The 22,512-nt window shown below is 72.0% G+C and carries 16 protein-coding genes and 1 pseudogene; 8 read left to right on the forward strand and 9 right to left on the reverse strand.

What is annotated here, in order from left to right:
- Positions 1-39: 39 nt before the first annotated feature.
- The gene (locus tag ABTZ59_RS07160) at positions 40-3,534 is read right to left on the reverse strand and encodes an ATP-dependent helicase (protein ID WP_351391995.1); all 3,495 of its coding nucleotides are present in this window, start codon (positions 3,532-3,534) and stop codon (positions 40-42) included.
- Positions 3,535-3,740: 206 nt separating this feature from the next.
- Complete coding sequence (locus ABTZ59_RS07165) at positions 3,741-4,178, reverse strand: MGMT family protein (RefSeq protein ID WP_351391998.1); 438 nt, start codon at positions 4,176-4,178, stop codon at positions 3,741-3,743.
- A 251-nt stretch (positions 4,179-4,429) separates the two neighbouring features.
- On the opposite strand from ABTZ59_RS07165, the gene ABTZ59_RS07170 reads away from it, so the two are divergent.
- The 3 genes from ABTZ59_RS07170 to ABTZ59_RS07180 all read left to right on the forward strand — a co-directional run bounded on the left by ABTZ59_RS07170 (position 4,430) and on the right by ABTZ59_RS07180 (position 10,516).
- On the forward strand, positions 4,430-7,162 hold the full coding sequence (locus tag ABTZ59_RS07170; protein WP_351392001.1) for a lysylphosphatidylglycerol synthase domain-containing protein: 2,733 nt from the start codon (positions 4,430-4,432) through the stop codon (positions 7,160-7,162).
- 98 nt (positions 7,163-7,260) lie between these two features.
- The gene (locus tag ABTZ59_RS07175) at positions 7,261-8,880 is read left to right on the forward strand and encodes an alpha/beta hydrolase (RefSeq protein WP_351392004.1); all 1,620 of its coding nucleotides are present in this window, start codon (positions 7,261-7,263) and stop codon (positions 8,878-8,880) included.
- Positions 8,881-8,926: 46 nt separating this feature from the next.
- A complete protein-coding gene (locus tag ABTZ59_RS07180; RefSeq protein WP_351392007.1) occupies positions 8,927-10,516 on the forward strand; it encodes an alpha/beta hydrolase in 1,590 nt (529 codons plus the stop codon).
- 126 nt (positions 10,517-10,642) lie between these two features.
- Here ABTZ59_RS07180 and moeZ read toward each other — a convergent pair whose 3' ends face one another.
- From moeZ to ABTZ59_RS07210, 6 genes and pseudogenes are all read right to left on the reverse strand, one after another.
- On the reverse strand, positions 10,643-11,821 hold the full coding sequence (gene moeZ, locus ABTZ59_RS07185) for an adenylyltransferase/sulfurtransferase MoeZ (protein ID WP_351392009.1): 1,179 nt from the start codon (positions 11,819-11,821) through the stop codon (positions 10,643-10,645).
- Between the two features lie 320 nt (positions 11,822-12,141).
- Positions 12,142-12,807: pseudogene (locus ABTZ59_RS07190) on the reverse strand (spherulation-specific family 4 protein); the annotation flags it as partial.
- A complete protein-coding gene (locus ABTZ59_RS07195) occupies positions 12,795-13,769 on the reverse strand; it encodes an NAD-dependent epimerase/dehydratase family protein (RefSeq protein WP_351392326.1) in 975 nt (324 codons plus the stop codon). The gene ABTZ59_RS07195 and the pseudogene ABTZ59_RS07190, both read right to left, overlap by 13 nt.
- Positions 13,770-13,858: 89 nt before the next feature.
- Complete coding sequence (locus tag ABTZ59_RS07200; RefSeq protein WP_351392012.1) at positions 13,859-14,005, reverse strand: hypothetical protein; 147 nt, start codon at positions 14,003-14,005, stop codon at positions 13,859-13,861.
- A gap of 754 nt (positions 14,006-14,759) precedes the next feature.
- Entirely contained in the window at positions 14,760-16,133 is a 1,374-nt protein-coding gene (locus ABTZ59_RS07205; protein WP_351392015.1) for a DUF3152 domain-containing protein, read from the reverse strand.
- 8 nt (positions 16,134-16,141) lie between these two features.
- On the reverse strand, positions 16,142-17,101 hold the full coding sequence (locus ABTZ59_RS07210) for an alpha/beta fold hydrolase (protein ID WP_351392018.1): 960 nt from the start codon (positions 17,099-17,101) through the stop codon (positions 16,142-16,144).
- A gap of 111 nt (positions 17,102-17,212) precedes the next feature.
- On the opposite strand from ABTZ59_RS07210, the gene ABTZ59_RS07215 reads away from it, so the two are divergent.
- The 4 genes from ABTZ59_RS07215 (at position 17,213) to ABTZ59_RS07230 (ending at position 19,096) form a co-directional block, all read left to right on the forward strand.
- On the forward strand, positions 17,213-17,437 hold the full coding sequence (locus ABTZ59_RS07215) for an Rv3202a family protein (RefSeq protein ID WP_351392021.1): 225 nt from the start codon (positions 17,213-17,215) through the stop codon (positions 17,435-17,437).
- 156 nt (positions 17,438-17,593) lie between these two features.
- Positions 17,594-18,235 (forward strand): TetR/AcrR family transcriptional regulator, encoded by a 642-nt coding sequence (locus tag ABTZ59_RS07220; RefSeq protein WP_351392024.1) that lies wholly within the window; start codon positions 17,594-17,596, stop codon positions 18,233-18,235.
- A 121-nt stretch (positions 18,236-18,356) separates the two neighbouring features.
- On the forward strand, positions 18,357-18,584 hold the full coding sequence (locus ABTZ59_RS07225; RefSeq protein WP_030352887.1) for a DUF3107 domain-containing protein: 228 nt from the start codon (positions 18,357-18,359) through the stop codon (positions 18,582-18,584).
- Between the two features lie 239 nt (positions 18,585-18,823).
- A complete protein-coding gene (locus tag ABTZ59_RS07230) occupies positions 18,824-19,096 on the forward strand; it encodes a hypothetical protein (RefSeq protein ID WP_351392027.1) in 273 nt (90 codons plus the stop codon).
- 74 nt (positions 19,097-19,170) lie between these two features.
- On the opposite strand, the gene ABTZ59_RS07235 is transcribed toward ABTZ59_RS07230, so the two are convergent.
- On the reverse strand, positions 19,171-19,917 hold the full coding sequence (locus ABTZ59_RS07235; RefSeq protein WP_030352889.1) for a ferritin-like fold-containing protein: 747 nt from the start codon (positions 19,915-19,917) through the stop codon (positions 19,171-19,173).
- Positions 19,918-20,433: 516 nt separating this feature from the next.
- Between ABTZ59_RS07235 and ABTZ59_RS07240 the strand changes: the two genes are divergently transcribed.
- Positions 20,434-22,422, forward strand: a complete 1,989-nt coding sequence (locus ABTZ59_RS07240) for a DEAD/DEAH box helicase (RefSeq protein WP_351392031.1) — start codon at positions 20,434-20,436, stop codon at positions 22,420-22,422.
- Positions 22,423-22,512: the final 90 nt, after the last annotated feature.

The raw sequence follows: 22,512 nt of genomic DNA on the forward strand, positions 1-22,512 counted from the left end.
CAAGTGAGGCGGCCCCCGGTGACGCGGCCGACCTCGATCTCATTCCACGACCTGCTGCCCCTCCGGCTGCGCGCTGCACGACGCGCGGAACGCACAGTGGCCGCAGTGCTGGCCCGTGGTCGGGGTGAAGCGTTCGTCGAGTACGCGGCCGGCCGCCGTCGTCAGGAGTTCACCCACCCACTCCCCCGCCAGTGGCTCCTGTGCCTGGATCTTGGGAAGTTCCTCGCCGCCCTCCTTCTTCGGCGCGGCCTGGCGCAGTTGGACGAGTTCCGCGCCGCCCGGCTCCGGGCGGCGGCCGTCGAAGAGCTCGTCCAGCGCGCCTTCGCGCACCGCCAGCTGGTAGACGGCGAGCTGGGGGTGGTGGGCGACCTCGTCCTTGGTCGGGGCCTGCTTCCCGGTCTTGAAGTCGACGACATAGGCGCGGCCTTCCGCGTCCTGCTCGACCCGGTCCATGGAGCCCCGGACGCGCACCTCGTACGCGCCCGCTTCGAGGGTGACGTCGAATCCGTGCTCCGTGGTGGCGGGCGTACGGCCGCGGTCCATGACATGCCAGCGCAGAAAGCGTTCGAGCGCGACCCTCGCCTGCGTCTTCTCCTGCTGGGATTTCCAGGGTGCGTCGAAGGCGAGCGCGTCCCATACGGAGTCCAGCCGCTCCATCAGGACGTCGAGATCGGCGGGGGTACGGCCGGACGCCACCTCGTCCGCCAGGACATGGACGACATTGCCGAAGCCCTGCGCGGCGGTGGCGGGCGCGTCCGCCTTCACCTCGCGTCCCAAAAACCACTGGAGCGCGCAGGTGTTCGCCAGTTGGTCGAGGGCGCTGCCGGAGAGCGCGACGGGCTGGTCACGGTCGCGCAGCGGGACCGTGCTGTGAGTCGGCTCGTACAGGCCCCACCAGCGGTGCGGATGCGCGGCCGGGACGAGCGCCTGGTCGTCCTCGTCGCTGAGCGCCGCGAGCCGGGCGAGCCGACGGGCGGCGGCATCACGGAGCGCCGGGGACGCCTCCGGGTCGACCGTGGTGGCACGCAGTTCGGCGACGAGCGCGGCGACGGCGAGCGGGCGGCGGGGGCGGCCGGTGATGTCCCTGGGCTCCACGCCGAGTTCGGTGAGGAAGCGGGAGGGCTGGTCGCCGTCGTCGGCCGGTGCCTTGACGGCGGTCACGACCAGCCGGTCGCGGGCACGGGTCGCCGCCACGTAGAACAGCCTGCGCTCCTCCGTGAGGAGCGCGCCGGGGGAAAGGGGCTCGGCCAGTCCGTCGCGGCCGATCCTGTCCGCCTCCAGGAGGGAGCCGCGCCGCCGCAGATCGGGCCAGAGCCCCTCCTGCACACCGGCGACGACGACAAGGCGCCATTCGAGCCCCTTCGAGCGGTGCGCCGTCATCAGCCGTACGGCATCGGGGCGTACGGCCCTGCGGCTGAGCGTGTCGGCGGCGATGTCCTGGGCGTCGAGCTCTTCCAGGAAGTTCAGCGCGCCCCGGCCGCCGGTGCGTTCCTCCGCGCGCGCGGCCGCGTCGAAGAGGGCGCACACGGCATCGAGATCGCGGTCGGCGTTACGGCCGCCCGCGCCGCCGCGCAGCGCGGAGCGTTCGAGCCGGCCCGGCCAGGGCGTGCCGTCCCACAGCTCCCACAGGGCCTCCTCGGCGGTGCCGCCGCCTTCGAGCAGTTCGCGCGCCTTGCGCAGCAGCGCGCCGAGCCGCTGCGCGCCACGGGCGTACGCGGGGTCGTGCGCCACCAACCGCTCGGGCTCCGCGAGCGCCCGCGCGAGCAGCGCGTCCGACGCGGCGGGCAGCCGGTTGCCGCCGGCCCGCTCCTCGTCGCGCAACGCCCGCCCGAGCCGACGCAGATCGGCCGCGTCCATACCGCCGAGGGGAGAGGTGAGGAGGGCGAGAGCCGTCTCGACATCGAGCCAGGAGGTGACGGGAGCGACGAAAGCAGGAGCCTCGGCCGCTTCGACGACCCGAGCCCCGCCGTCGACCCCGCCGTCGACCCCGCCGTCGGCCTCGGCGTCGGCGTCGGTCTGCGCGCCGGTCCGTGCGCCGGCCTCGGTGTCTGTCTGCGCGCCGGTCCGTGCGTCGGGCACGACCGTCTCCGCGGCGACCACCGCCGTACCCACGCCCTTCGCGTACCGCGGCGGCCGGCGGATCGCCGCCTCCGCCACCGCGCGCAGCGCCGTCAGCAGCGGGGCCACCGCCGGTTCATGGCGCAGGGGAAGATCGTCGCCGTCGATCTCCAGGGGAACGCCCGCCGAGGTCAGGGCCCGTCGGATCGACGGGATCGTACGGCCGCCCGCGCGCACCAGCACCGCCATGTCGCGCCACGCGATGCCGTCCTCCAGATGCGCGCGGCGCAGGATGTCCGCGATGTTGTCCAGTTCCGTCGACGGCGTCGGGAACGTGTACGTCTCGATCGTGCCGCCCTCGCGCACCGCCGTCGGCTCACGGTGGACCCGTACCTTCTCCGCGGGCAGCCGGGGAAGCGGCATACGGCGGGTCAGCAGCCGGGTCGCCGCCAGCAGTCGAGCACCGGAGCGCCGGGAGACGGTCAGGACCTCCACCGGAGCCGGCCGGCCGTCCCGCCGGGGAAAGGCGTACGGGAAGTCCAGGATGCCGTTCACATCGGCACCCCGGAACGTGTAGATCGACTGGTCGGGATCGCCGAAGGCGACCAGCGTGCGCCCCCCGCCCGCCAGCGCGCGCAACAGCCGGACCTGCGCCGGGTCGGTGTCCTGGTACTCGTCGACGAACACCGCGTCGTACCGCTCCGTCAGCCGCGCCCCGACCTCCGGGCGGGCCGCCAGCAGTACCGCCCGGTGGACCAGTTCCGCGTAGTCGAGCACCCCTTGCATATCCAGGTTGTCCAGATATTCGGCGAGGAAGGCCGCCGCGGCCGACCAGTCGGGACGGCCCGTGCGCCGCGCGAAGACGGCCAGCGCGTCGGGGCCCAGGCCCAGTTCCCTGCTGCGGGCGAGCACGGCCCGTACCTCGTCGGCGAAGCCTCGCGTGGTCAGACACGCGCGCAGTTCGTCCGGCCACCGGACGCGCCCGCGCCCCGCGCGCTCCAGGTCGAGCTGGCCCGCGAGGAGATCGCGTACGGCGACGTCCTGCTCGGGACCGGAGAGCAGCCGCAGAGGCTCGGTGAAAAGTTCGGCCTCCTGATGGGCGCGGATCAGGGCGTAGCAGAAGGAGTGGAAGGTGGTCGCCTGCGGGCCGCGCCCGCCACCGAGTCTGACCGCCATCCGGTCGCGCAGTTCCACGGCGGCCTTGCGGCTGAAGGTCAGCACCAGGATCCGCTCGGGGTCGACGCCCCTGCCGACCCGCGCGGCGACCGACTCCACGAGCGTCGTGGTCTTGCCCGTACCGGGACCGGCCAGCACAAGCAACGGTCCGGTCTCGTGGTCAACCACCCCGCGCTGCGCTGCGTCCAGCCAAGGAGGGTCCACCGGGACCGGCGGGGTACGCACCAGTCGGTATGCGCCCGGAGTCCGCTGCCGTACCCGACGGTGCGGGGTACGCCCGGTGGAAGAGGAGGAGCTCACGTGGTTCGCCGGTCCTGGAGAAGGTGCTGGTGGTGATGGTGCCGGGGGCGCTGACAGGGGCCCGTGTCCCGGCCGGGGCACGGGTGGCGCGTGCCGGTGACGCTACGCCGTCGGGCGACCGGGGCGCATGCGCTCCGGTCCGTCGTCCTCACCGGCGGCCGCGGGGGCGGCGGTCCGCCCTTCGGGCGCCCGAAGGGCGGAAGCTGTCATATGTGAGCCCCCTCGCCCGTGTCCGCGCCGTCCCATCGCGCCCGCTTCATGTCCAGGCGCGGCACATGCCCCTCCGCGCTCCGGGCGGCCTCGCGCAGGGGCGTGCCCTCCTCGCGGTAGTGGTCGAGCGCGCTCAGTTCGTGTCCCGGCAGCAGCACGCCGTCGGATCTGACCACGCGCCACCACGGCACGGCGCCGCCGTAGAGCGCCATGGCGCGGCCGACCTGGCGCGGTCCGCCCTCGCCGAGCCACTCCGCGATATCGCCGTAGGTCATGACCCGGCCGGGCGGGATCAGCTCGGCCACGTCCAGCACGCGCTCCGCGTAGTCGGGCAGCCGCGCCGCCTCGTCCTCCGCGCCCGCGCCCGCGATCGCGTCCACGCTCGCTTCGGCGCTCGCCGGCACGGTCGGCTTCCGGGACTCCTCGCTCCTCATCCGGTCCATCCTGCCGCACCCCACCGACAGCGGCCCCGCCCGCCCGAGCGGCCCCGCATCGCCCGTGCGTCGGAGCGCGTACGCGCGGTCACCGTGTGTACGTACGCACACAAAGGGACGCATCTCACGCGCACGCGGTCCCCGCAATGCACCCTGATGCCCCCGTCTGTCGGCGGCTCGTGCCACCATCATCCGGGCGGTGACTGGTGATACGAGATCAAGAAGAGACGGATTCGACAGAGGAGCGGGACGTGCGGCCTCCGGCGGCGACGCCCACCTCTGGCGCTGAGTCGCGCCCGGACGCGGACGGGACCGGCACCGGCGCCGGTCCTGGCCCGGGGCGGGGCCCCGGCCCCGGCCTCGTACCGGACAGCGAGCCCGGCGCCACCGGCGCCACCCGCGCCGACCGGGTCTCCGGCGACGAGCCGCTGCTCTCCGCCCGTGTCCACCGCCCCTCCGATCTGCTCCGGCTGCTCATCGGCGTCCTCGCCATCGCACTCGTCCTCGGCCTCTCCGCCTTCGCCCATGGCACGACCTCCGGTCTGGAACAGGACATCAGCAAGGGCACGGGCCAGGCACCCGACCTGATGGTCAAGGTGGCCGGCCTGGTGTCGAGCATCGCCGTGCTGCTCGTCCCGGTCGCCTTCGCGATCGAGCGGCTGATCAAACGTGACGGACTACGGATCGCGGACGGGGTGCTCGCCGCCGTCCTGGCACACGGCGTCACCCTCGCCATCGATCTCTGGGTCGCCCGGGCCGCCCCGGAGTCGATCCAGGACGCGCTGACCCGCCCCCAGGGGGCCGCCGGGCTCACCGACCCCGTCCATGGCTATCTGGCGCCTGTCATCGCGTATATGACGGCCGTCGGGATGGCGCGCAGACCCCGCTGGCGGGTCGTGCTGTGGGTGGTGCTGCTGCTCGACGCCTTCGCGATGCTGGTCGCGGGCTACACCACACCGTTCTCGATCATCCTGACCGTACTGATCGGCTGGAGCGTCGCGTACGGCACGCTCTACACCGTCGGCTCGCCCAACGTACGCCCCACCGGGCAGACTCTGATGGCGGGTCTGCGCCATGTCGGCTTCCGTCCGGTCAACGCGATGCGCGCCGAGGATGCCGCCGACTCCGCCGAGCAGGGCGACCGGGGCCGCCGTTATCTGGTCTCCCTGGAGGACGGTCCACCGCTCGATGTCACCGTCGTCGACCGCGAACAGCAGGCGCAAGGCTTCTTCTACCGCGTCTGGCGGCAGCTGACACTGCGCTCCATCACCACCCGCCGGTCCATCCCCTCCCTGCGCCAGGCGCTCGAACAGGAAGCGCTGCTCGCGTACGCGGCCATCGCCGCCGGGGCCAACGCCCCCAAGCTGATCGCCACCTCCGAGCTGGGTCCCGACGCCGTCATGCTCGTGTACGAGCACCTGGGCGGCCGATCGCTGGACTCGCTGCCGGACGAGGAGATCACCGACGAGCTGGTACGGGGCGCCTGGCACCAGGTCAAGGCGCTCCAGTCGCGGCGTATCGCGCACCGCAGGCTCACCGGCGACGCGCTTCTGGTGGACCGCTCCGGCAAGGTGATCCTCACCGAGCTGCGCGGCGGCGAGATCGCCGCGGGCGATCTGGTCCTGCGGATGGACACCGCCCAGTTGCTCACGACGATGGGGCTGCGGGTGGGCGCGGAGCGCTCGGTGGCCGCGGCGGTCGAGGTCCTGGGGCCCGACGCCATCGCCGACTGTCTGCCGCTCCTCCAGCCGATCGCGCTCAGCCGCTCCACGCGCGCGACGCTGCGCAGGCTCGCCCGTGAGCGGTCGCAGCGCGAGCGCGAGGCCGTGCTCCAGGCATCCGAGGCGAACAAGCGCGCCAAGGTGGCGGAGGCCGCCGCCGTGGACGGCGACCGCAAGGCCGTACGGAGATCCCTGCGCGCGGAGAAGCAGGCGGAGAAGCGCGCCATAGACGAGGCCCTCGACGAGGCGCGCGAGGAGGATCTGCTCTCCCAGATGCGCAAGCAGGTGCTGCGGATCCGACCGCAGGCGCCGGTCGAGCCGGTCCGGCTGGAGCGCATCAAGCCCCGTACGCTGCTCAGCTTCATCGCCGGGGCCGTCGCCGCGTACTTCCTGCTCACCACCATCACGCAGGTGGACTTCGGCACGGTCATCGGCCGGGCGCACTGGGGCTGGGTGGCCGCTGCCGTGGCGTTCTCGGCGCTCAGTTATGTCGCGGCGGCGATGAGCCTGCTGGGCTTCGTACCGGAACGGGTGCCCTTCCGGCGCACGGTCGTCGCGCAGGTCGCCGGCTCCTTCGTCAAGATCGTCACGCCCGCCGCGGTCGGTGGCGTGGCGCTGAACACGCGCTTCCTCCAGCGCGCGGGGGTACGCCCGGGGCTCGCCGTCGCCAGTGTCGGCGCGTCACAGCTCTTCGGGCTCGGCGCGCACATCCTGCTGCTGCTGTCCTTCGGCTATCTCACCGGTACGGAGAAGTCGACATCGCTCACCCCGTCCCGGACGGTGATCGCGGGTCTGCTGACGGTCGCGGTGCTGGTGCTGGTCGTGACCGCGATCCCGTTCCTGCGGAAGTTCCTGGTGACGCGGCTGCGCTCGCTGTTCGCCGGGGTGGTGCCCCGCATGCTCGACGTACTCCAGCGGCCGATGAAGCTGCTCACCGGCATCGGCGGGATGCTGTTGCTGACGGGTGTGTTCGTGATGTGTCTGGACGCCTCGATCAGGGCGTTCGACAACGGCAACCAGCAGCTCAGCTACGCGAGCATCGCGGTGGTCTTCCTGGCGGGCAACGCGCTGGGCTCGGCCGCGCCGACGCCGGGCGGTGTGGGCGCGGTCGAGGGCGCGCTGACGCTGGGTCTGCTGGCGGTCGGACTGCCGAAGGAGGTCGCCGCGCCCGCCGTGCTGCTCTACCGGCTGCTCACACTGTGGCTGCCCGTGCTGCCCGGCTGGCTGAGCTTCAGCCACCTCACGCGCAAGGGAGCGTTGTAGGAGTTGGAGGAAGAGTCTTCGAAGGGGCGCCTGTCCGCCGCCACCCGCATGGACCGCGGCCCCGAGCGGCCCATGCCCCCGGGGCGCACGATGGGTGCATGTCACACTCCCCCGCCGCCGCCCTGTCCGTCCTCTCCCCGCGGCGCGTCCCGGCCCTGGCGGCTGTCACCGCCGCCGCCCTGCTGGCCGTCACGGGATGCTCCGACAACAGCGACGCCTCCGCGCCGGGCAGCTCCCACGGCGGGAACACCCGGAGTACGGACAGGCCCAAGGATCTGGCGACGCAGCGGCTGACCTGGAAGGCGTGCAAGGCCCCGTCGGTCGCGGAGGGCGGCGGTACGGCGCCCTCCCCGCTGCCCGGCGGCGCCACGTGGGAGTGCTCCTACATGAAGGCGCCGCTCGACTACGCCAAGCCGGACGGCGACACGATCGATCTGGCGCTGATCCGGGCCAAGGCCCGCGACACGAAGCAGCGCATCGGCTCGCTCATCTTCAACTTCGGTGGCCCCGGCGGCTCCGGCATCACAGGACTGCCGTCCTTCGCCCAGGACTACGAGAAGCTGCGCGCCCGCTACGACCTGGTCAGCTTCGACCCGCGCGGGGTCGGCGACAGCGACGGCGTGAAGTGCGAGGGCGACAGACAGCTCGACGCCTACTTCGCCCAGGACGCCACCCCCAGCACGCCCGCCCAGGTGAAGACCTTCACCAATGGACTCGCCACCTTCGCCGCCGCCTGCGAGAGGAACTCCGGCGACACACTTCCGTATGTCGGTACGACGAACGCCGCCCGCGACATGGAGCTGATGCGCCAGGTCCTCGGCGACAGCAAGCTCCACTACTTCGGCATCTCGTACGGCACCGAACTGGGCGGCGTCTACGCCCATCTCTATCCGAAGTCCGTCGGCCGGGCGGTCTTCGACGCCGTCGTCGACCCGACCCAGAACTCCGAACAGGGCTCGCTCGGCCAGGCGAAGGGCTTCCAGCTCGCGCTGGACAACTTCGAGAAGGACTGCATCGCGCGCGGCGACGCCTGCGTACTGCCCGGCACCACCCCGAAGGAGATCGAGGGGTTCATCACCAAGCTGCTCGCCCGGCTCGACAAGCGGCCGATCGCGGGCATCGGCGACCGCAAGCTGACCCAGACACAGGCCACCAACGGCATCGCCCAGGCGCTCTACTCGAAGGACTTCTGGCCGTATCTGGAACAGGGGCTCGACGAGGCCGACGGCGGCAACGGCGCTCTGTTGCTCGCGCTCTCCGACTCGATGAACGGCCGTGACCAGTACGGCAGGTACAGCAATCTCCAGGCCGCCAACGTGGCCATCAACTGCGCCGACTCCAAGGAGCGCTACACGGTGGCGCAGACCCAGGCGAGGCTCCCCGAGTTCCGCAAGGCGTCGCCGGTCTTCGGGGAGTACCTGGGCTGGGGAATGATGAGCTGCACCAAGTGGCCGGTGCCGGGGCAGTGGTCCACCCCCGACGTCAGCGCGAAGGGCTCCGCCCCGATCCTGATCGTCGGCAACACCGGTGACCCGGCGACCCCGTACGCGGGCGCCAGGGCGATGGCCAAGGCGCTGGGCGAGGGGGTCGGCACCGAGATCACGTACCACGGCCAGGGGCACGGTTCCTACGACAGCGGCAATCCCTGCGTCCAGGGGGCGGTGAACGGCTATCTACTGAACGGAAAAGTGCCGCCCGCGGGTACGGTCTGCCGCTGAGCCGCCCTCGGTTGTCCTCGCCCGCCGGACCGGATTGAATGACGCCATGTCTCGCCGTACTCGGATATCCGCCCTGCTCACGGTGTCATTCCTGCTGACCGTCACCGGGTGCGGGGGTGGTACGGGGAACCCTCCGCCCGACGCCAAGGCGACCGCTTCCCCATCGGCCCAGGCCAACGCCGAGGGCGCCGCGCCGGAGCCCGCCTCCCTGCCCCGACTGCCCGCCTCGCTCACCGGACAGCGGCTCGACTGGAAGCGCTGCGAAGCGCCGACGAAGGCGTGGGGCAGCGCGGCGAAGGCCCCCGGAGACGGCTGGAAGTGCGCCACGATGCTGGCGCCGCTCGACTACCGCGCGCCGGACGGCGAGACCATCGGGATCGCCCTGATCCGCTCCGCGGCCGAGGACAAGGCCAGCCGGATCGGCTCGCTCCTGTTCAACTTCGGTGGACCCGGCGGCTCGGGGGTGGCCTCGCTCCCCGCCTTCGCCGACTCGTTCACCGCGCTCAGGACCCGGTACGACCTCGTCGGCTTCGACCCGCGCGGGGTCGCGGAGAGCTCCGGTGTGGTGTGCCGTAACGACCGGCAGACGGAGAAGGCCCTCCGTATCGACACGACCCCCGACACCCCGGCCGAGGAGAGGACCTACCTCGCCGACTCCGCGGCCTTCGGAGCGGACTGCGCGCGCGGTTCCGGGCAGTTGCTGCCCCATGTCGGCACCGCCAACGCGGCCCGTGACATGGATCTGATGCGCCAGGTCCTCGGCGACGACACGCTCAGCTATCTGGGCTTCTCGTACGGCACAGAACTGGGCGGGGTCTACGCCCACTTGTTCCCGGCGAAGGTCGGACGGTTCACCCTGGACGCGGTCGTCGATCCGACGGCCGACTACGTGGCGCACTCGCGCAACCAGGCGCTCGGCTTCCAGCGCGCCCTGGAGAACTACTACAAAAGCCGGGGCGTCAGCGCGCAGGCGGGCACCGCACGGATCGTGCGGCTGCTCGACCGCCTCGACCACGAGCCCCTGCCGACCGGTACGGGGCGCAGGCTCACCGAGAACCTCGCGCTCACCGGCATCATCAGCACGCTGTACAGCGAGGACAGCTGGCCGGATCTGACCGACGCGCTGGACGCGGCCGAGGGCGGCGACGGCGGCGAGCTGCTGCGGCTGGCCGACTCGTACAACGACCGCGACGCACAGGGCCACTACGGCACGGCGCAGCAGTCGCAGCGCGCCATCTCCTGCGTGGACGCGAAGGGGCGCGTCACCGCGGCGGAGGTCAAGTCCGGGCTGCTGGCGGACTTCCGGAAGGTGTCACCCGTCTTCGGCCCCTATCTGGCCTGGGATCTGGCCGGCTGGTGTGCCGACTGGCCGGTGGCCGGCGAGCACGAGACACCGGAGGTGGCGGCGCCGGGCGCGGCCCCGATCCTGGTCATCGGCGGCAAGGGGGATCCGGCGACGCCGTACGAGGGCGCGCGGCGGATGGTGGAGGAGCTGGGCGACGGGGTCGGGGTCCTGATCACCTTCGAGGGCGAGGGCCATGGCGCGTACACCACGGGCAACCGCTGTATCACCGGCGCGGTGGACGACTACTTCCTGCACGGCACGGTCCCGGCCGCCGGGACGAGCTGTTCGTAGCGGGTCCGCGCATGACGAAGGGGCCGGCCCACGCGCGTGGGCCGGCCCCTTCGTTCGTACCGACGAGGCACCGGGTCGTGTCGGACGTACCGACGCGGCGCCGGGTCGTGTCGGACCGTGCCGGGCTCAGTAGATCGGCTTCTCCGGCTCGATCTGGTTGACCCAGCCGATGACTCCGCCGCCGACATGCACCGCGTCCGAGAAGCCCGCCGACTTCAGCACCGCGAGGACTTCCGCACTGCGGACACCCGTCTTGCAGTGCAGGACGATCTTCTTGTCCTGCGGCAGGGTCGCCAGGGCGGTCCCCATCAGGAACTCGTTCTTCGGGATCAGCTTGGCGCCGGGGATCGAGACGATCTCGTACTCGTTCGGCTCGCGCACATCGATGATCTCGATGTTCTCCTTCTCGTCGATCCACTCCTTGAGCTGCTTGGGAGTGATCGTCGAGCCGGCCGCCGCCTCCTGGGCCTCCTCGGACACGACGCCGCAGAAGGCCTCGTAGTCGATGAGCTCGGTGACGGTGGGGTTCTCGCCGCAGACGGCGCAGTCGGGGTCCTTGCGGACCTTGACCTGGCGGTACTGCATCTCCAGGGCGTCATAGATCATCAGCCGGCCGACCAGCGGCTCGCCGACGCCCGCGAGGACCTTGATCGCTTCGGTGACCTGGATGGACCCGATGGAGGCGCAGAGCACACCCAGCACGCCACCCTCGGCGCAGGAGGGAACCATGCCCGGGGGCGGCGGCTCCGGGTAGAGGCAGCGGTAGCAGGGGCCGTGCTCGGACCAGAACACGCTGGCCTGACCGTCGAAGCGGTAGATCGAACCCCAGACGTACGGCTTGTTCAGCAGCACACAGGCGTCATTGACCAGATAGCGGGTGGCGAAGTTGTCCGTACCGTCCACGATCAGGTCGTACTGCGAGAAGATGTCCATCACGTTCTCGGCCTCAAGCCGCTCTTCGTGGAGGATCACCTTCACATAGGGGTTGATTCCGAGAACGGAGTCACGCGCGGACGCGGCCTTGGACCGGCCGATGTCGGCCTGGCTGTGGATGATCTGACGCTGTAGGTTCGACTCGTCGACCTCGTCGAACTCCACGATGCCGAGTGTGCCGACACCGGCCGCGGCCAGGTACATCAGAGCCGGGGAGCCGAGGCCACCGGCACCCACACACAGCACCTTCGCGTTCTTCAGCCGCTTCTGCCCGTCCATCCCGACGTCCGGGATGATCAGATGACGGGAGTACCTGCGGACCTCGTCGACGGTGAGCTCGGCAGCGGGCTCGACCAGGGGTGGCAGCGACACAGGGACCTCAACAGGGGGTTGGTCGGTCAATCAGTACGGTTGTTCTGCCTGTAACACTGCCACGGCCCTTCTCATTCCGAGACACCTGGTCCGACTCGCGAGACGATTTCGTCCCAGAAGCCGGGCAGTGTCTCGAATGACCCGTTGCGGGCGCTCCGGTCGACGGCATCAGCCCTGTCGGTGCGGTCGGTCCGGCCGGTCCGGTCAGCCCAGTCGGTGCGGTCGGTGCGGTCGGTGCGGTCGGTGCGGTCGGTGCGGTCGGTGCGGTCGGTGCGGTCGGTGCGGTTAGCTCGGTCGGTGCGGTCGGTGCGGTCGGTGCGGTCGGTGCGGTCGGTGAAGAAGATCGTGCCCGCCCCCTGCCAGCGGGCGATCCGTATCGCCTCTTCCAGATGGCCGCGCGGCACCCCGTGAACGAGATGGGCGAAGCGCTCCGGCGGGTGCTCCGCCGTCCATTCCGCCGCCTGCGACCAGCGGTAGTCCGCCCACGCCCCGGTGAAGGTCACCAGCTGATCGGCGACCTCCGCGTATCCGGGGTACGGATGGACCCCGTGCCCCAGGACGAGGAACCCGCCGTCGAGCACCGCCCCGAGGGCCGCCGCCAGCCGCCGTGTCGCGGGAAGTCCGGCGGGGCCCGCCGGGCACCGGTCGAGAAAGAACCCGTCGACGCGGTACCAGTCGAAGAACCGCCGCGCCTCGGAGACCAGCTCGCCCGCGGAGCGGGTGCCGTACGCCAGGTCGAGATGGCCGAGCACCCTGGATCCCGCGTTGGTGAGCCGGCCCGCCGCCGCCAGACAGTGCGGATCGGGGCAGTCGCCGGGGCCGTCCGCGACATTGAGGACGGTCCAGTGCAGCGGAGTTCCGGGGCGGGTCAGTTCGGCCCACTCGACGGGGGCGAGCAGCGGATGCGCGTACCCGGGAACGCCGATGCCGAGCCGGCCCTCCTCGGTGGCGGAGAGCCGGCCGCCGGTTCTGGTCAGATGCGGCACGCCGCCTCCATCCAGATATCGGCGAGTGACTCCTCCAGATTGATCCGGGGCCGCCAGCCGAGCCGGTCACGGGCGGTCCGTACGTCGGCCTGCTGCCAGCTGCCGCAGCCGTCGGGGTACGGGAAGGGGGCCGTGCCCAGGTGTTCGGGCGCCGACTCGCCCCGGGGCGCGCCGATAGTGGCGTGGCCGGCCCGCATCGGCCCGGGGGGATGGTCCAGTTCGTGCAGGGCGCCCGCGTACCCGGCGACCCGCGCCAGTACGGCGGCGGCGTCCCGCAGCCGCACCGCGCGTCCGGTGCCGATATTGACGACGCCCTGGGCGGCGGAGAGGGAGGCGGCGTGCACGGCGCGCGCCACGTCGCGTACGTCGACGAAGTCGCGCTGCACTCCGAGGCCGCCGAGCTTCAGCTCACCGTCGCCGGACTGCATGGCGCGGCGCATCGCCTCGGCGAGCCGGCCCAGCGGGGAGCCGGCCGGGGTGCCGGGGCCCACGGGCGAGAACACCCGCAGCACGATCGCGTCGAGTCCGGATCCCAGCACCAGTTCGGAGGCGGCGAGCTTGCTCACGCCGTACGGGCCGCCGGGGCGCGGTACGGCGTCCTCGGCGGTCGACGAGCCGTGCTGGGACGGGCCGTACTCGGAGGCGCAGCCGAGCTGGACGAGCCGCGCGCCGCAGCGGCTGCGGCGCAGGGCCTCGCAGACCGTGGCGACGGCGACCGTGTTGTGCCGGGTCAGCTCGCGCGCGCCGCCGCGGGTGGCTCCGGCGCAGTTGATGATGACCCCGGGGTGGACGGCGTCCAGGAAGCGGGTGAGGGCTCCCGGGGAGCCGCCCGCGAGATCGAACCGTACGTCGGCGTCGTCGCCCCGGCCGAGCGCGGTGAGGTGCACGGCGGGATCGGCGAGCAGCCGGTCGGCCACGAAGCGGCCGAGGAAACCGTTGGCACCGAGCAGCAGGACCCTCATCGCGCGGCCCCTCTCTGCCGACAGGCCGGTACGGGGGCCGGTGCGGCGGCCCGTGCCGCGGATCGCGGAGTCATCTCTGTTCTTCTCCTTCACGAGGTGGTGCTGAGGCACGAGGTGGTGCTGAGGGTGACGGTGGGTGCGAGTGCGCCGCCCGGAGTGGGGGCGAGTGCGCCGTGTGCGCCGGGCGCGCCGTCGTTCTCCTCGCCGAGGACAGCGGTGGCGAGAAGGTCGGACATCGCGCTCCCCCGCTCCGGCGTACGCCCCCGGAGAGACCGCGTTGGCGCACACCGGCGCATCGCCCCACTCCCCGGCTCGCCCGCCCACGGCGCGCGGGCCGTCAGCGGGCAGCACCCGTGCGGCCCTACGCCGTACCCCGTGACCAGCGGCGACGCTCCGAAGAAGCGTTTGGCCAGCGGCCCGCGCGGCGCGGTGGAGCCGCCGGACGCGGCGCGGCGTAGATCGGGCACGGGCGCGGAGTGCGCACTCCGGCGTGCGCCGGGGGTACGGCAGGACGCCACCGGCGGCCGTACGGCGGTTCGCCGCCCGGCGAGGTCGCCGAGGAGGCGATGCCCCGCCGCGAACCGGCCGTGGTCGCACCGGGGCCAGAACCCACCCGGCGCATACGGACAGCCACTGTCCGTAAGCAGTCCGACCCGCACGCGGGCACCCCCGATCTCCCTTGTGGGCGGCCGCCGTTGATCCGGCGACTCGCAGCGGGACGACCGTAAGCGGATAAGCCGGTGGTGCGACGGACGGTTGTCCGTCGCACCACCGGAAGGGGTGAATGCACGTAACTTTCCCGTACCGGTAGCGTTCTGTCGCGCTACGGAACGGACCGACTACATGAGGTCAGGCCACGGCCAGGTGCTCGCGGGCACGGGGAGGGCCCGACGCGGCGACATGCCGACGTACAAGAGACGACCCCGGGTTCGATGTCGACGAGGCGCAACGAGGCGCAACGGGGTGCGCGGCAGTCATGAGACGGTCGTCTCAACTACGTGGAAAGACCCAGGGGTTCGGCTTGCACTTGATCCCCCCGATGTCCAGCGACTTGGTCTGCTGCTGCATCACCGGAGCGAGCGCCCCGGGCGTGTGGCAACTCACATGATTGTGTCCGAGCCGGTGTCCGACCTCGTGGTTGATCAGCATCTGCCGGTAGGCGAGCATCGCCTTGTCACCGAAGGTCTTCGCGCCCTGTGCCCAGCGGAACGCGTTGATCATGACGCGGTCGGTCGAGGCCGAGTCGCAGGACACATTGTCGATGGTCGTGTCCAGACCGGACTTGGCGCACCAGACGCCGGTGGTCCCCGGGCTCGCGAGGGTGATCACGAAGTCGGCCTCGCCGCTGGAGACCCGTTCGAAGGTCATGGCGCCGTTGTGGGCCCAGCTCCGGTCGTCGTTCAGGGTCTTCTGGACCGCTTCGGCGAAGAGCCCGCCGTCCAGCCCGAGCCCCTTCTCGACGTCCACGCGGTAGCGGAACTTCTGCCCCTTGCCCGGCGCCTTGGCGAGACCGGGTACGGCGGTGAAGTCGCCCGAGGCCGTCAGTTCCGGATCGAGCGGGAACTGGCGGGTCATCAGCTGCGCGTAGGTGGGCGCCGGGGCCGCCGCCGCGGCGGCGGACCGTGTCGGGGTGGGCCGGCCCTTGTTGCGCGAGGTGTCATCGCTGTCGGCACGGTCGGTGCCGCCGGCGGCCCGCGCGTCGGCCCGGTCCGTACCGCCGTCGGTGACCTGCCCGGCGACGACGACCACGAGGACCGTGGTCACCGCGGCGGCGGCGATCCCGGTGAGCGTGCGTCCCTTGCCGCCTCTGGCGGGCTCCGCCGATACCGGCTCCGTATCGCCACCGCCGCCGGGGCCGTCGGCGCCGCCGTCCTGGTCACCGAGGGGGCCCGGCCCGGGGGCGCCGTCCTTCGAGACGGCCGTACGGGAAGCCGGGGCGCTGAAGGCGTCGAACGCGTCGTCGTCGAACGCCTCGACGAACTCCCGTCGCGGTCCCGGGATCCGCGGCGCGGCCGGCGCCGGCGCCGTGGGCGTCGAAGTCCCGGGCGCACCGGGCTGCTTGGGCGGGGCCGCGGCGCGCGGAGCGGGGTCGCGCGAAGTGCCCCGGCGCTGCTCACCGCCCCAGCCGCCGCCGGCCTCACGCTGCTCGGGGTGACCGCCGCGCACCTGCGGCACGCCCTGCGCGGGGGTGGTGTAGGCCGGGCCGCCGTGCTGCTGTTCCGGGTCCGCGTCCTGGCCGTCCGGTCCCCGCCCGCGCCGTCCCTTGCCCGATCCGGCCCGCGCCGACGCCGGTTCGCCCGCCGCGACCGGGGCCGTGGACCGCGTGCCCTGGGGTACGGGGCCCTTGCGGCTGTGTCGTCCCACGGCCCGGATCAGCTCCTGTCGTAGTCATCGATGAGTTCCCGGCAGGCCTGCGCGACCTGCCGCGGGTACTCCATCATGGCAACATGTCCGGCGTCGGGGAGGGTCAGCAGCCGGGAACCGCGGAACGCGGCCGACGCTCTGCGGGCCATCCGGTACGAAACGAGCAGGTCCCGCCCACCGTAGACGAGCAGCGTCGGGGCCAGCACCCGCTCGGCCTGCCGCCACAGCCCATGTTGACCACCCAAGGTGTACGCGTTGACGATACCGCGCGCCGAGTTGGTCATCGCGTCCCAGAAATAGGGCAGTTGCAGTCGCCGCTCCATCTCCTGTACGGCGTGGCGCAGTTCCTCCTCGGTCACCGACGAGGGATCGCCGTACGTGATGTCCATCGCACCCCGGGTGCGCTGCTCCGGTGTCCAGTGCCGGGTCAGCCGGCCGAACAGCGAGGCGACACCGGGCAGCGCGAGCAGCGCGGTGGGCAGCGCGGTGCGCTGGACCAGGAGCTCCGGCAGCGCGGGCGAGACCAGCGTCAGGGTCCGCACCAGATCGGGTCTGGCCGCCGCGACGCGGGTGGCGACGGCGCCCCCGAGGGAGTTGCCGAAGAGATGGACGGGGCCGCGCCCCGTCACGTCCAACAGCCGGATCACCGCGCGGGCTTGGCCGCTGACCGAGTAATCGCCGTTGTCCGGCGGTGGCGAGTCCCCGAAGCCGGGCAGATCGACGGCCTCGCCGTCGACGATGTCCGCCAGGAGCGACATGAGCGCCGACCAGTTCTGCGACGAGCCGCCGAGCCCGTGCACATACAGCGCGGGCGGCGCGCCGGACCGGGATGCCGGCCGGCACCGTACGTTCAGCGTCAGTCCCGGCAGCGTGACGGAACGGAGCCGCTCCCCGTCCGCGACCCGTACGGGACTCACCTTCGGCGCCATGGCGGCGGCGACGGCTTCCGGCAGCTCGGTCGACGACATGCCGCAATGTTACGAGACGATCACGCCCCGGTCCGTGTGTTCGGCGTCACAAGCCGCATGGCGTCTCACACCCCCGGCTTCTAGGCTCGTAGGGGAGAGAAAGGGCACGCCATGGCGGTTGACCCCAGGGATCCCGAGACCTTCGAGACGAACGACGAGGACGCCGAGCTGGACGAGGAGGTCCCCGAAGCCGACGCCGCGGAACAGCACACGGACGTACGGCCCGGGGGCGACGAGCCCCTGACGCGTACCGACCCGGACAGGGCCGACGAAGCGGACGCGGCCGATCAGGCGCGGGCGGTCGGCACCGACGAGGACGACGACTACCGTCAGTGACCGAGCGCCGAGGGTCCAGCGACCAAGCGCCGGGTACGCCCGCCGGAGGCTGCCGGACCCCAAAAAAACGGGTCCTCACCACGCACAGCCGGGTTACCCAAAAGTACGATGGCCAGGCGGCGCACAGCGCGCACGGAACGAATTTTGGGAGGCGGCGTGACAGCCATAGAGCAGACAGAGGCGGCGCGCCCGCGAGGCACGCGCCTGCCGCGTCGCGCCCGACGCAATCAGCTGCTGGGCGCGGCTCAGGAAGTGTTCGTCGCACAGGGCTATCACGCGGCCGCGATGGATGACATCGCCGAGCGGGCCGGCGTCAGCAAGCCCGTCCTCTATCAGCACTTCCCCGGCAAGTTGGAGCTGTACCTCGCCCTGCTCGACCAGCACTGCGAGAGCCTGCTCCAGGCGGTCCGTACGGCGCTCGCTTCCACGACGGACAACAAGCAGCGCGTCGAGGCCACCATGGACGCGTACTTCGCCTATGTCGAGGACGAGGGCGGCGCCTTCCGGCTGGTCTTCGAGTCCGACCTGACGAACGAGCCCGCGGTGCGCGAGCGCGTGGACCGGGTCGCGCTCCAGTGCGCGGAGGCCATCTCGGATGTGATCGCCGAGGACACCGGGCTCTCCAAGGACGAGTCCATGCTGCTGGCCGTGGGGCTCGGCGGCGTCTCCCAGGTGGTGGCCCGCTACTGGCTCTCCAGCGAGTCCGCGATCCCCCGTGATCAGGCGGTCCGGCTCCTCACCTCGCTGGCCTGGCGCGGGATCGCCGGCTTCCCGCTGCACGGCAGTGAGCCGCACTGAACGGCGGGTGTTCGCTGCGGGCGTTGCCCCGCGGCGCCTTCCGGATGGTCACTCCGGGCTAATGTGTGCTGCGTACCGCGCGGCTGGCCGCGCAACGCAGACCGTTCGGAGGGACATAGCCGTGGAGGTCAAGATCGGCGTGCAGCACACGCCCCGCGAGATCGTTCTGGAGAGCGGGCAGACCGCCCAGGAGGTCGAGCGCGCCGTCGCCGACGCGCTGGCCGGCAAGGCGCAGTTGCTCAGTCTCACGGACGACAAGGGGCGCAAGGTGCTCGTACCGGCCGAGCGGATCGCGTACGTGGAGATCGGTGAGCCGGCCACCCGACGCGTCGGGTTCGGCGCTCTGTAGTCACTGTCGACTCACCGTCGTCACGGACATCCGGGAATGGCCCGGCGGGACACCCGCCGGGCCATTTCGCTGTCCATTCCGCTGTCCATTCACCTGTCCGTACCCGCGAGTTCCGCTGTGCGCGTAGCCGCGCTCTCCCGGGGGTCCGTCGGGGTTGCGTCCCGCGCCCTCCGGGTAGTGACGTGCTGGGCCCAAAGCCCTGACCACATGTCACTTTCGGCGTCGTGAGGTGATCAGCAGTGATCTGGGAAGTTCTCGGATCGGTCCTGCTCGGACTCGGTCTTTCGTGGGCCGCCGCGAGCCGGCTGTCCCACCGGCTGCCGGCTCACCGGACGGTGTTCACGGCCGGCCCCGTCGGCGCGCTCTTCGGCGCCTATGTGACGCACATGGCGCTCGGCGCCGGTCATATCGCCGCGACGCTCATCGGCGCCCTGCTGGTGGGGGCGGTGCTGCTGTCGCTGTTGCTCCGCCCCACGCATCGGGCGCTGCGGCGCCCCCAGATCTCCTCCTGAACCGTGCCCGACCGATCCCGGCCGTTCCCGGCCCTTCCCGACCGATCCCGTTCCCGTCCCGGAGGGCCGCCGGCTCAGGCGGCCAGTCCGAGAGCGGCCATCCGCTTGGTGTGCGCCTCGGTGATCCGGGAGAACATCCGGCCGACCTCCGCGAGATCGAACCCGTCCGCCACCCCGCCCACGAGCATCGTGGAGAGCGCGTCGCGCTCGGCCACCACCCGCTGCGCCTGGGAAAGCGCTTCGCCCATCAGCCGCCGCGCCCAGAGCGCCAGACGCCCGCCCACTCGCGGCTCCGCCTCGATCGCGGCGCGGACCTTCTCCACGGCGAAGTTGCCGTGTCCCGTGTCGTCCAGCACGGCGAGCACCAGCGCGCGGGTGTCGGTGTCCAGCCGCGCGGCCACCTCGCGGTAGAAGTCGCTGGCGATCGAGTCGCCCACATACGCCTTGACAAGACCCTCCAGCCAGTCCGACGGCGCGGTCAGCCGGTGGAAGTCGTCGAGCGCCTTCGCGAAGGGCTCCATCGCGCCGGTCGGCTCGGCGTCGATCGCCCGCAGCCGGTCGTTCAACCGCTCGAAGTGGTGGAATTCGGCGGCGGCCATCTTCGCCAGGGCGGCCTTGTCGGCGAGGGTCGGCGCGAGCTTGGCGTCCTCGGCCAGCCGCTCGAAGGCCGCCAGCTCCCCATAGGCGAGCGCTCCCAGCAGATCCACGACGGCGGCGCGGTACTGCGGCTCGGCAGAGGCCGTGTCCCAGTCCTGGGCGGCGATCCCGGTGGGTTCCTCGGCTGCGGATGCGGGCGTGGTGGCGTTGTCGGGCGTCTCCATGGACCGCACAATAGCCCGCTCTTCGCGCCGCGTAAGGCCCTGGTCAGACACTGTGGCCACACCGTTCCGACGAATTCGCCCAACACACATGCGCGATTCCGGGGTACAGTGGTAATGGCGCCTGCCGAATATTCGGCGGGCGATCGCAGTGTTAGACAGTGTTTGAACGAGGGTCGTCCCTCGTGCAGGCCCCATGAGGATGCCCGGTCGGTGGCCCGATCGGCTCCGACCCGACCGCCCTCCACGCGGATCGTACGCACAGCAGCGTACGGCCGCAGATGAGGGGCCCCCTCAGCGGTTCGAGCGCTCGAGCGACGGCAGTGGTCCCGCGCCATCCGGCCAACCCACGGCCGGCCGAGTACCCAGGTGCGGTACGACCCCCAGCGTTCGCCTCGCGCCGCGTCTCACAGAAGAGGCAGCACCCTGACTACGACTTTCCGAGACCTCGGAATCCTCCCCGAGACAGCCGAAGCGCTAGAAGCCGTCGGCATCCTGTCTCCGTTCCCCATCCAAGAGATGACGCTCCCCGTCGCGCTCTCCGGCAAGGACGTCATCGGACAGGCCAAGACCGGCACGGGCAAGACGCTCGGCTTCGGTCTGCCGCTCCTGGAGCGCGTCACCGTCCCCGCGGACATCGAGACCGGCCGGGCCGGGCCCGAGAAGCTCACGAACGCCCCGCAGGCGCTCGTCGTCGTCCCCACCCGCGAGCTGTGCACGCAGGTCACCAATGATCTGCTGACGGCCGGCAAGGTGCGTAACGTCCGGGTCCTGGCGATCTACGGTGGCCGTGCCTACGAGCCGCAGGTCGAGGCCCTCAAGAAGGGCGTCGATGTGATTGTCGGCACCCCGGGCCGGCTGCTCGACCTGGCGGGCCAGAAGAAGCTCGATCTCTCCCATGTGCGCGCGCTCGTCCTGGACGAGGCCGACGAGATGCTCGACCTGGGCTTCCTGCCCGACGTCGAGAAGATCATCCAGCTGCTGCCGCCCAAGCGGCAGACGATGCTGTTCTCCGCGACGATGCCGGGCGCGGTCATCGGTCTCGCCCGCCGTTACATGTCGCAGCCCACCCACATCAGCGCCACCTCGCCGGACGACGAGGGCGCGACCGTCGCCAACACGACGCAGCGCGTCTACCGCGCCCACTCCATGGACAAGCCGGAGATGGTCGCCCGCATCCTCCAGTCCGAGGGGCGCGGCCTGGCGATGATCTTCTGCCGTACGAAGCGTACGGCCGCGGACATCGCCGACCAGCTCGCCCAGCGCGGCTTCGCCTCCGGCGCGGTCCACGGCGACCTGGGCCAGGGCGCCCGCGAGCAGGCGCTGCGCGCCTTCCGCAACGGCAAGGTCGATGTGCTCGTCTGCACCGATGTCGCCGCGCGCGGTATCGATGTCGAGGGCGTGACCCATGTGATCAACTACCAGTCGCCGGAGGAGGAGAAGACCTACCTCCACCGCATCGGCCGCACGGGCCGGGCGGGCGCGTCGGGCACCGCCGTCACGCTGGTCGACTGGGACGACATCCCGCGCTGGCAGCTGATCAACAAGGCGCTGGACCTCGGCTTCCCCGACCCGCCGGAGACGTACTCCACGTCCCCGCACCTGTTCGAGGAACTGAACATCCCCGCCGGGACCAAGGGCGTCCTGCCGCGCGCGGAGCGTACGCGCGCCGGTCTGTCCGCGGAGCAGGTCGAGGACCTCGGCGAGACGGGCGGCCGCGGCCGTAAGTCCGCCGCCCCCGCGGCGGCGGTACGGGAAGAGCGCCCGGCGCGTACGCGCACTCCGCGCCAGCGCCGCCGAACCCGTGGCGGGACCCCGCTGGGGGCGGCCGGTACGGCGGCCGAGCCGCAGTCCCCGAGCGCGGAGCCGCGGTTCCAGGCCGCCGAGCCGCAGTTCCAGACGGCCGTGCCGCGGTTCCAGAGCGCCGAGCCGCAGTTCCAGACCGCCGTGCCGATGGACGTGCCCGAGCGCGTGGAGCGGGCCGCCGAGCCGCGTACGCCGCGCCGTCGCCGCCGTACCCGCGGCGGAGCCGGCTCCGTTGCCGAGACACCGGCCGTGGAGACCCCGGCCGCCGTCACGGCCCCGGATGTCGTGGCGGAGCCGGCCTTCTCCGACCCGGAGGCGGAGCCCGTGGCCAAGCCGCGCCGCCGTCGCACCAGGGCCGCGAAGCCCGCGGCCGACCCGGCCACGACGGTCGAGACGGCCGCGGTCACCGAGCCGGGCGACGCCCCCGAGGCGCCGGTCGCCGAGACCAAGCCGCGTCGCCGTACCCGCGTCGCCAAGTCCGTGGCCGAGGCCGCGGAGTCGGTGGTGGTGGAGTCGGCGGACGCCAAGGCCGAGGCCCCCGTCGCGGCGACCAAGCCCCGTCGCCGCACCCGCGTCGCCAAGCCGGCCGCCGAGGCCGTCGAGACCGCCGCGACCGCGGAGGCACCCGAAGCGGAGGCGGAGGCCACGACCAAGCCGCGCCGCCGCCGTACGCGCACGACAGCGGCGAAGACCGAGAGCTGACGTAGGCGCAGCACAGCCGGATGGCCCGACGCCCCCAGACGGGGGTGCCGGGCCATCGGCGTTCCCGGCCCTGCCCCGCCCCCCCCACCG

It is taken from the genome of Streptomyces sp. NPDC094034 (genome assembly GCF_040303865.1).
Lineage (GTDB): Bacteria > Actinomycetota > Actinomycetes > Streptomycetales > Streptomycetaceae > Streptomyces.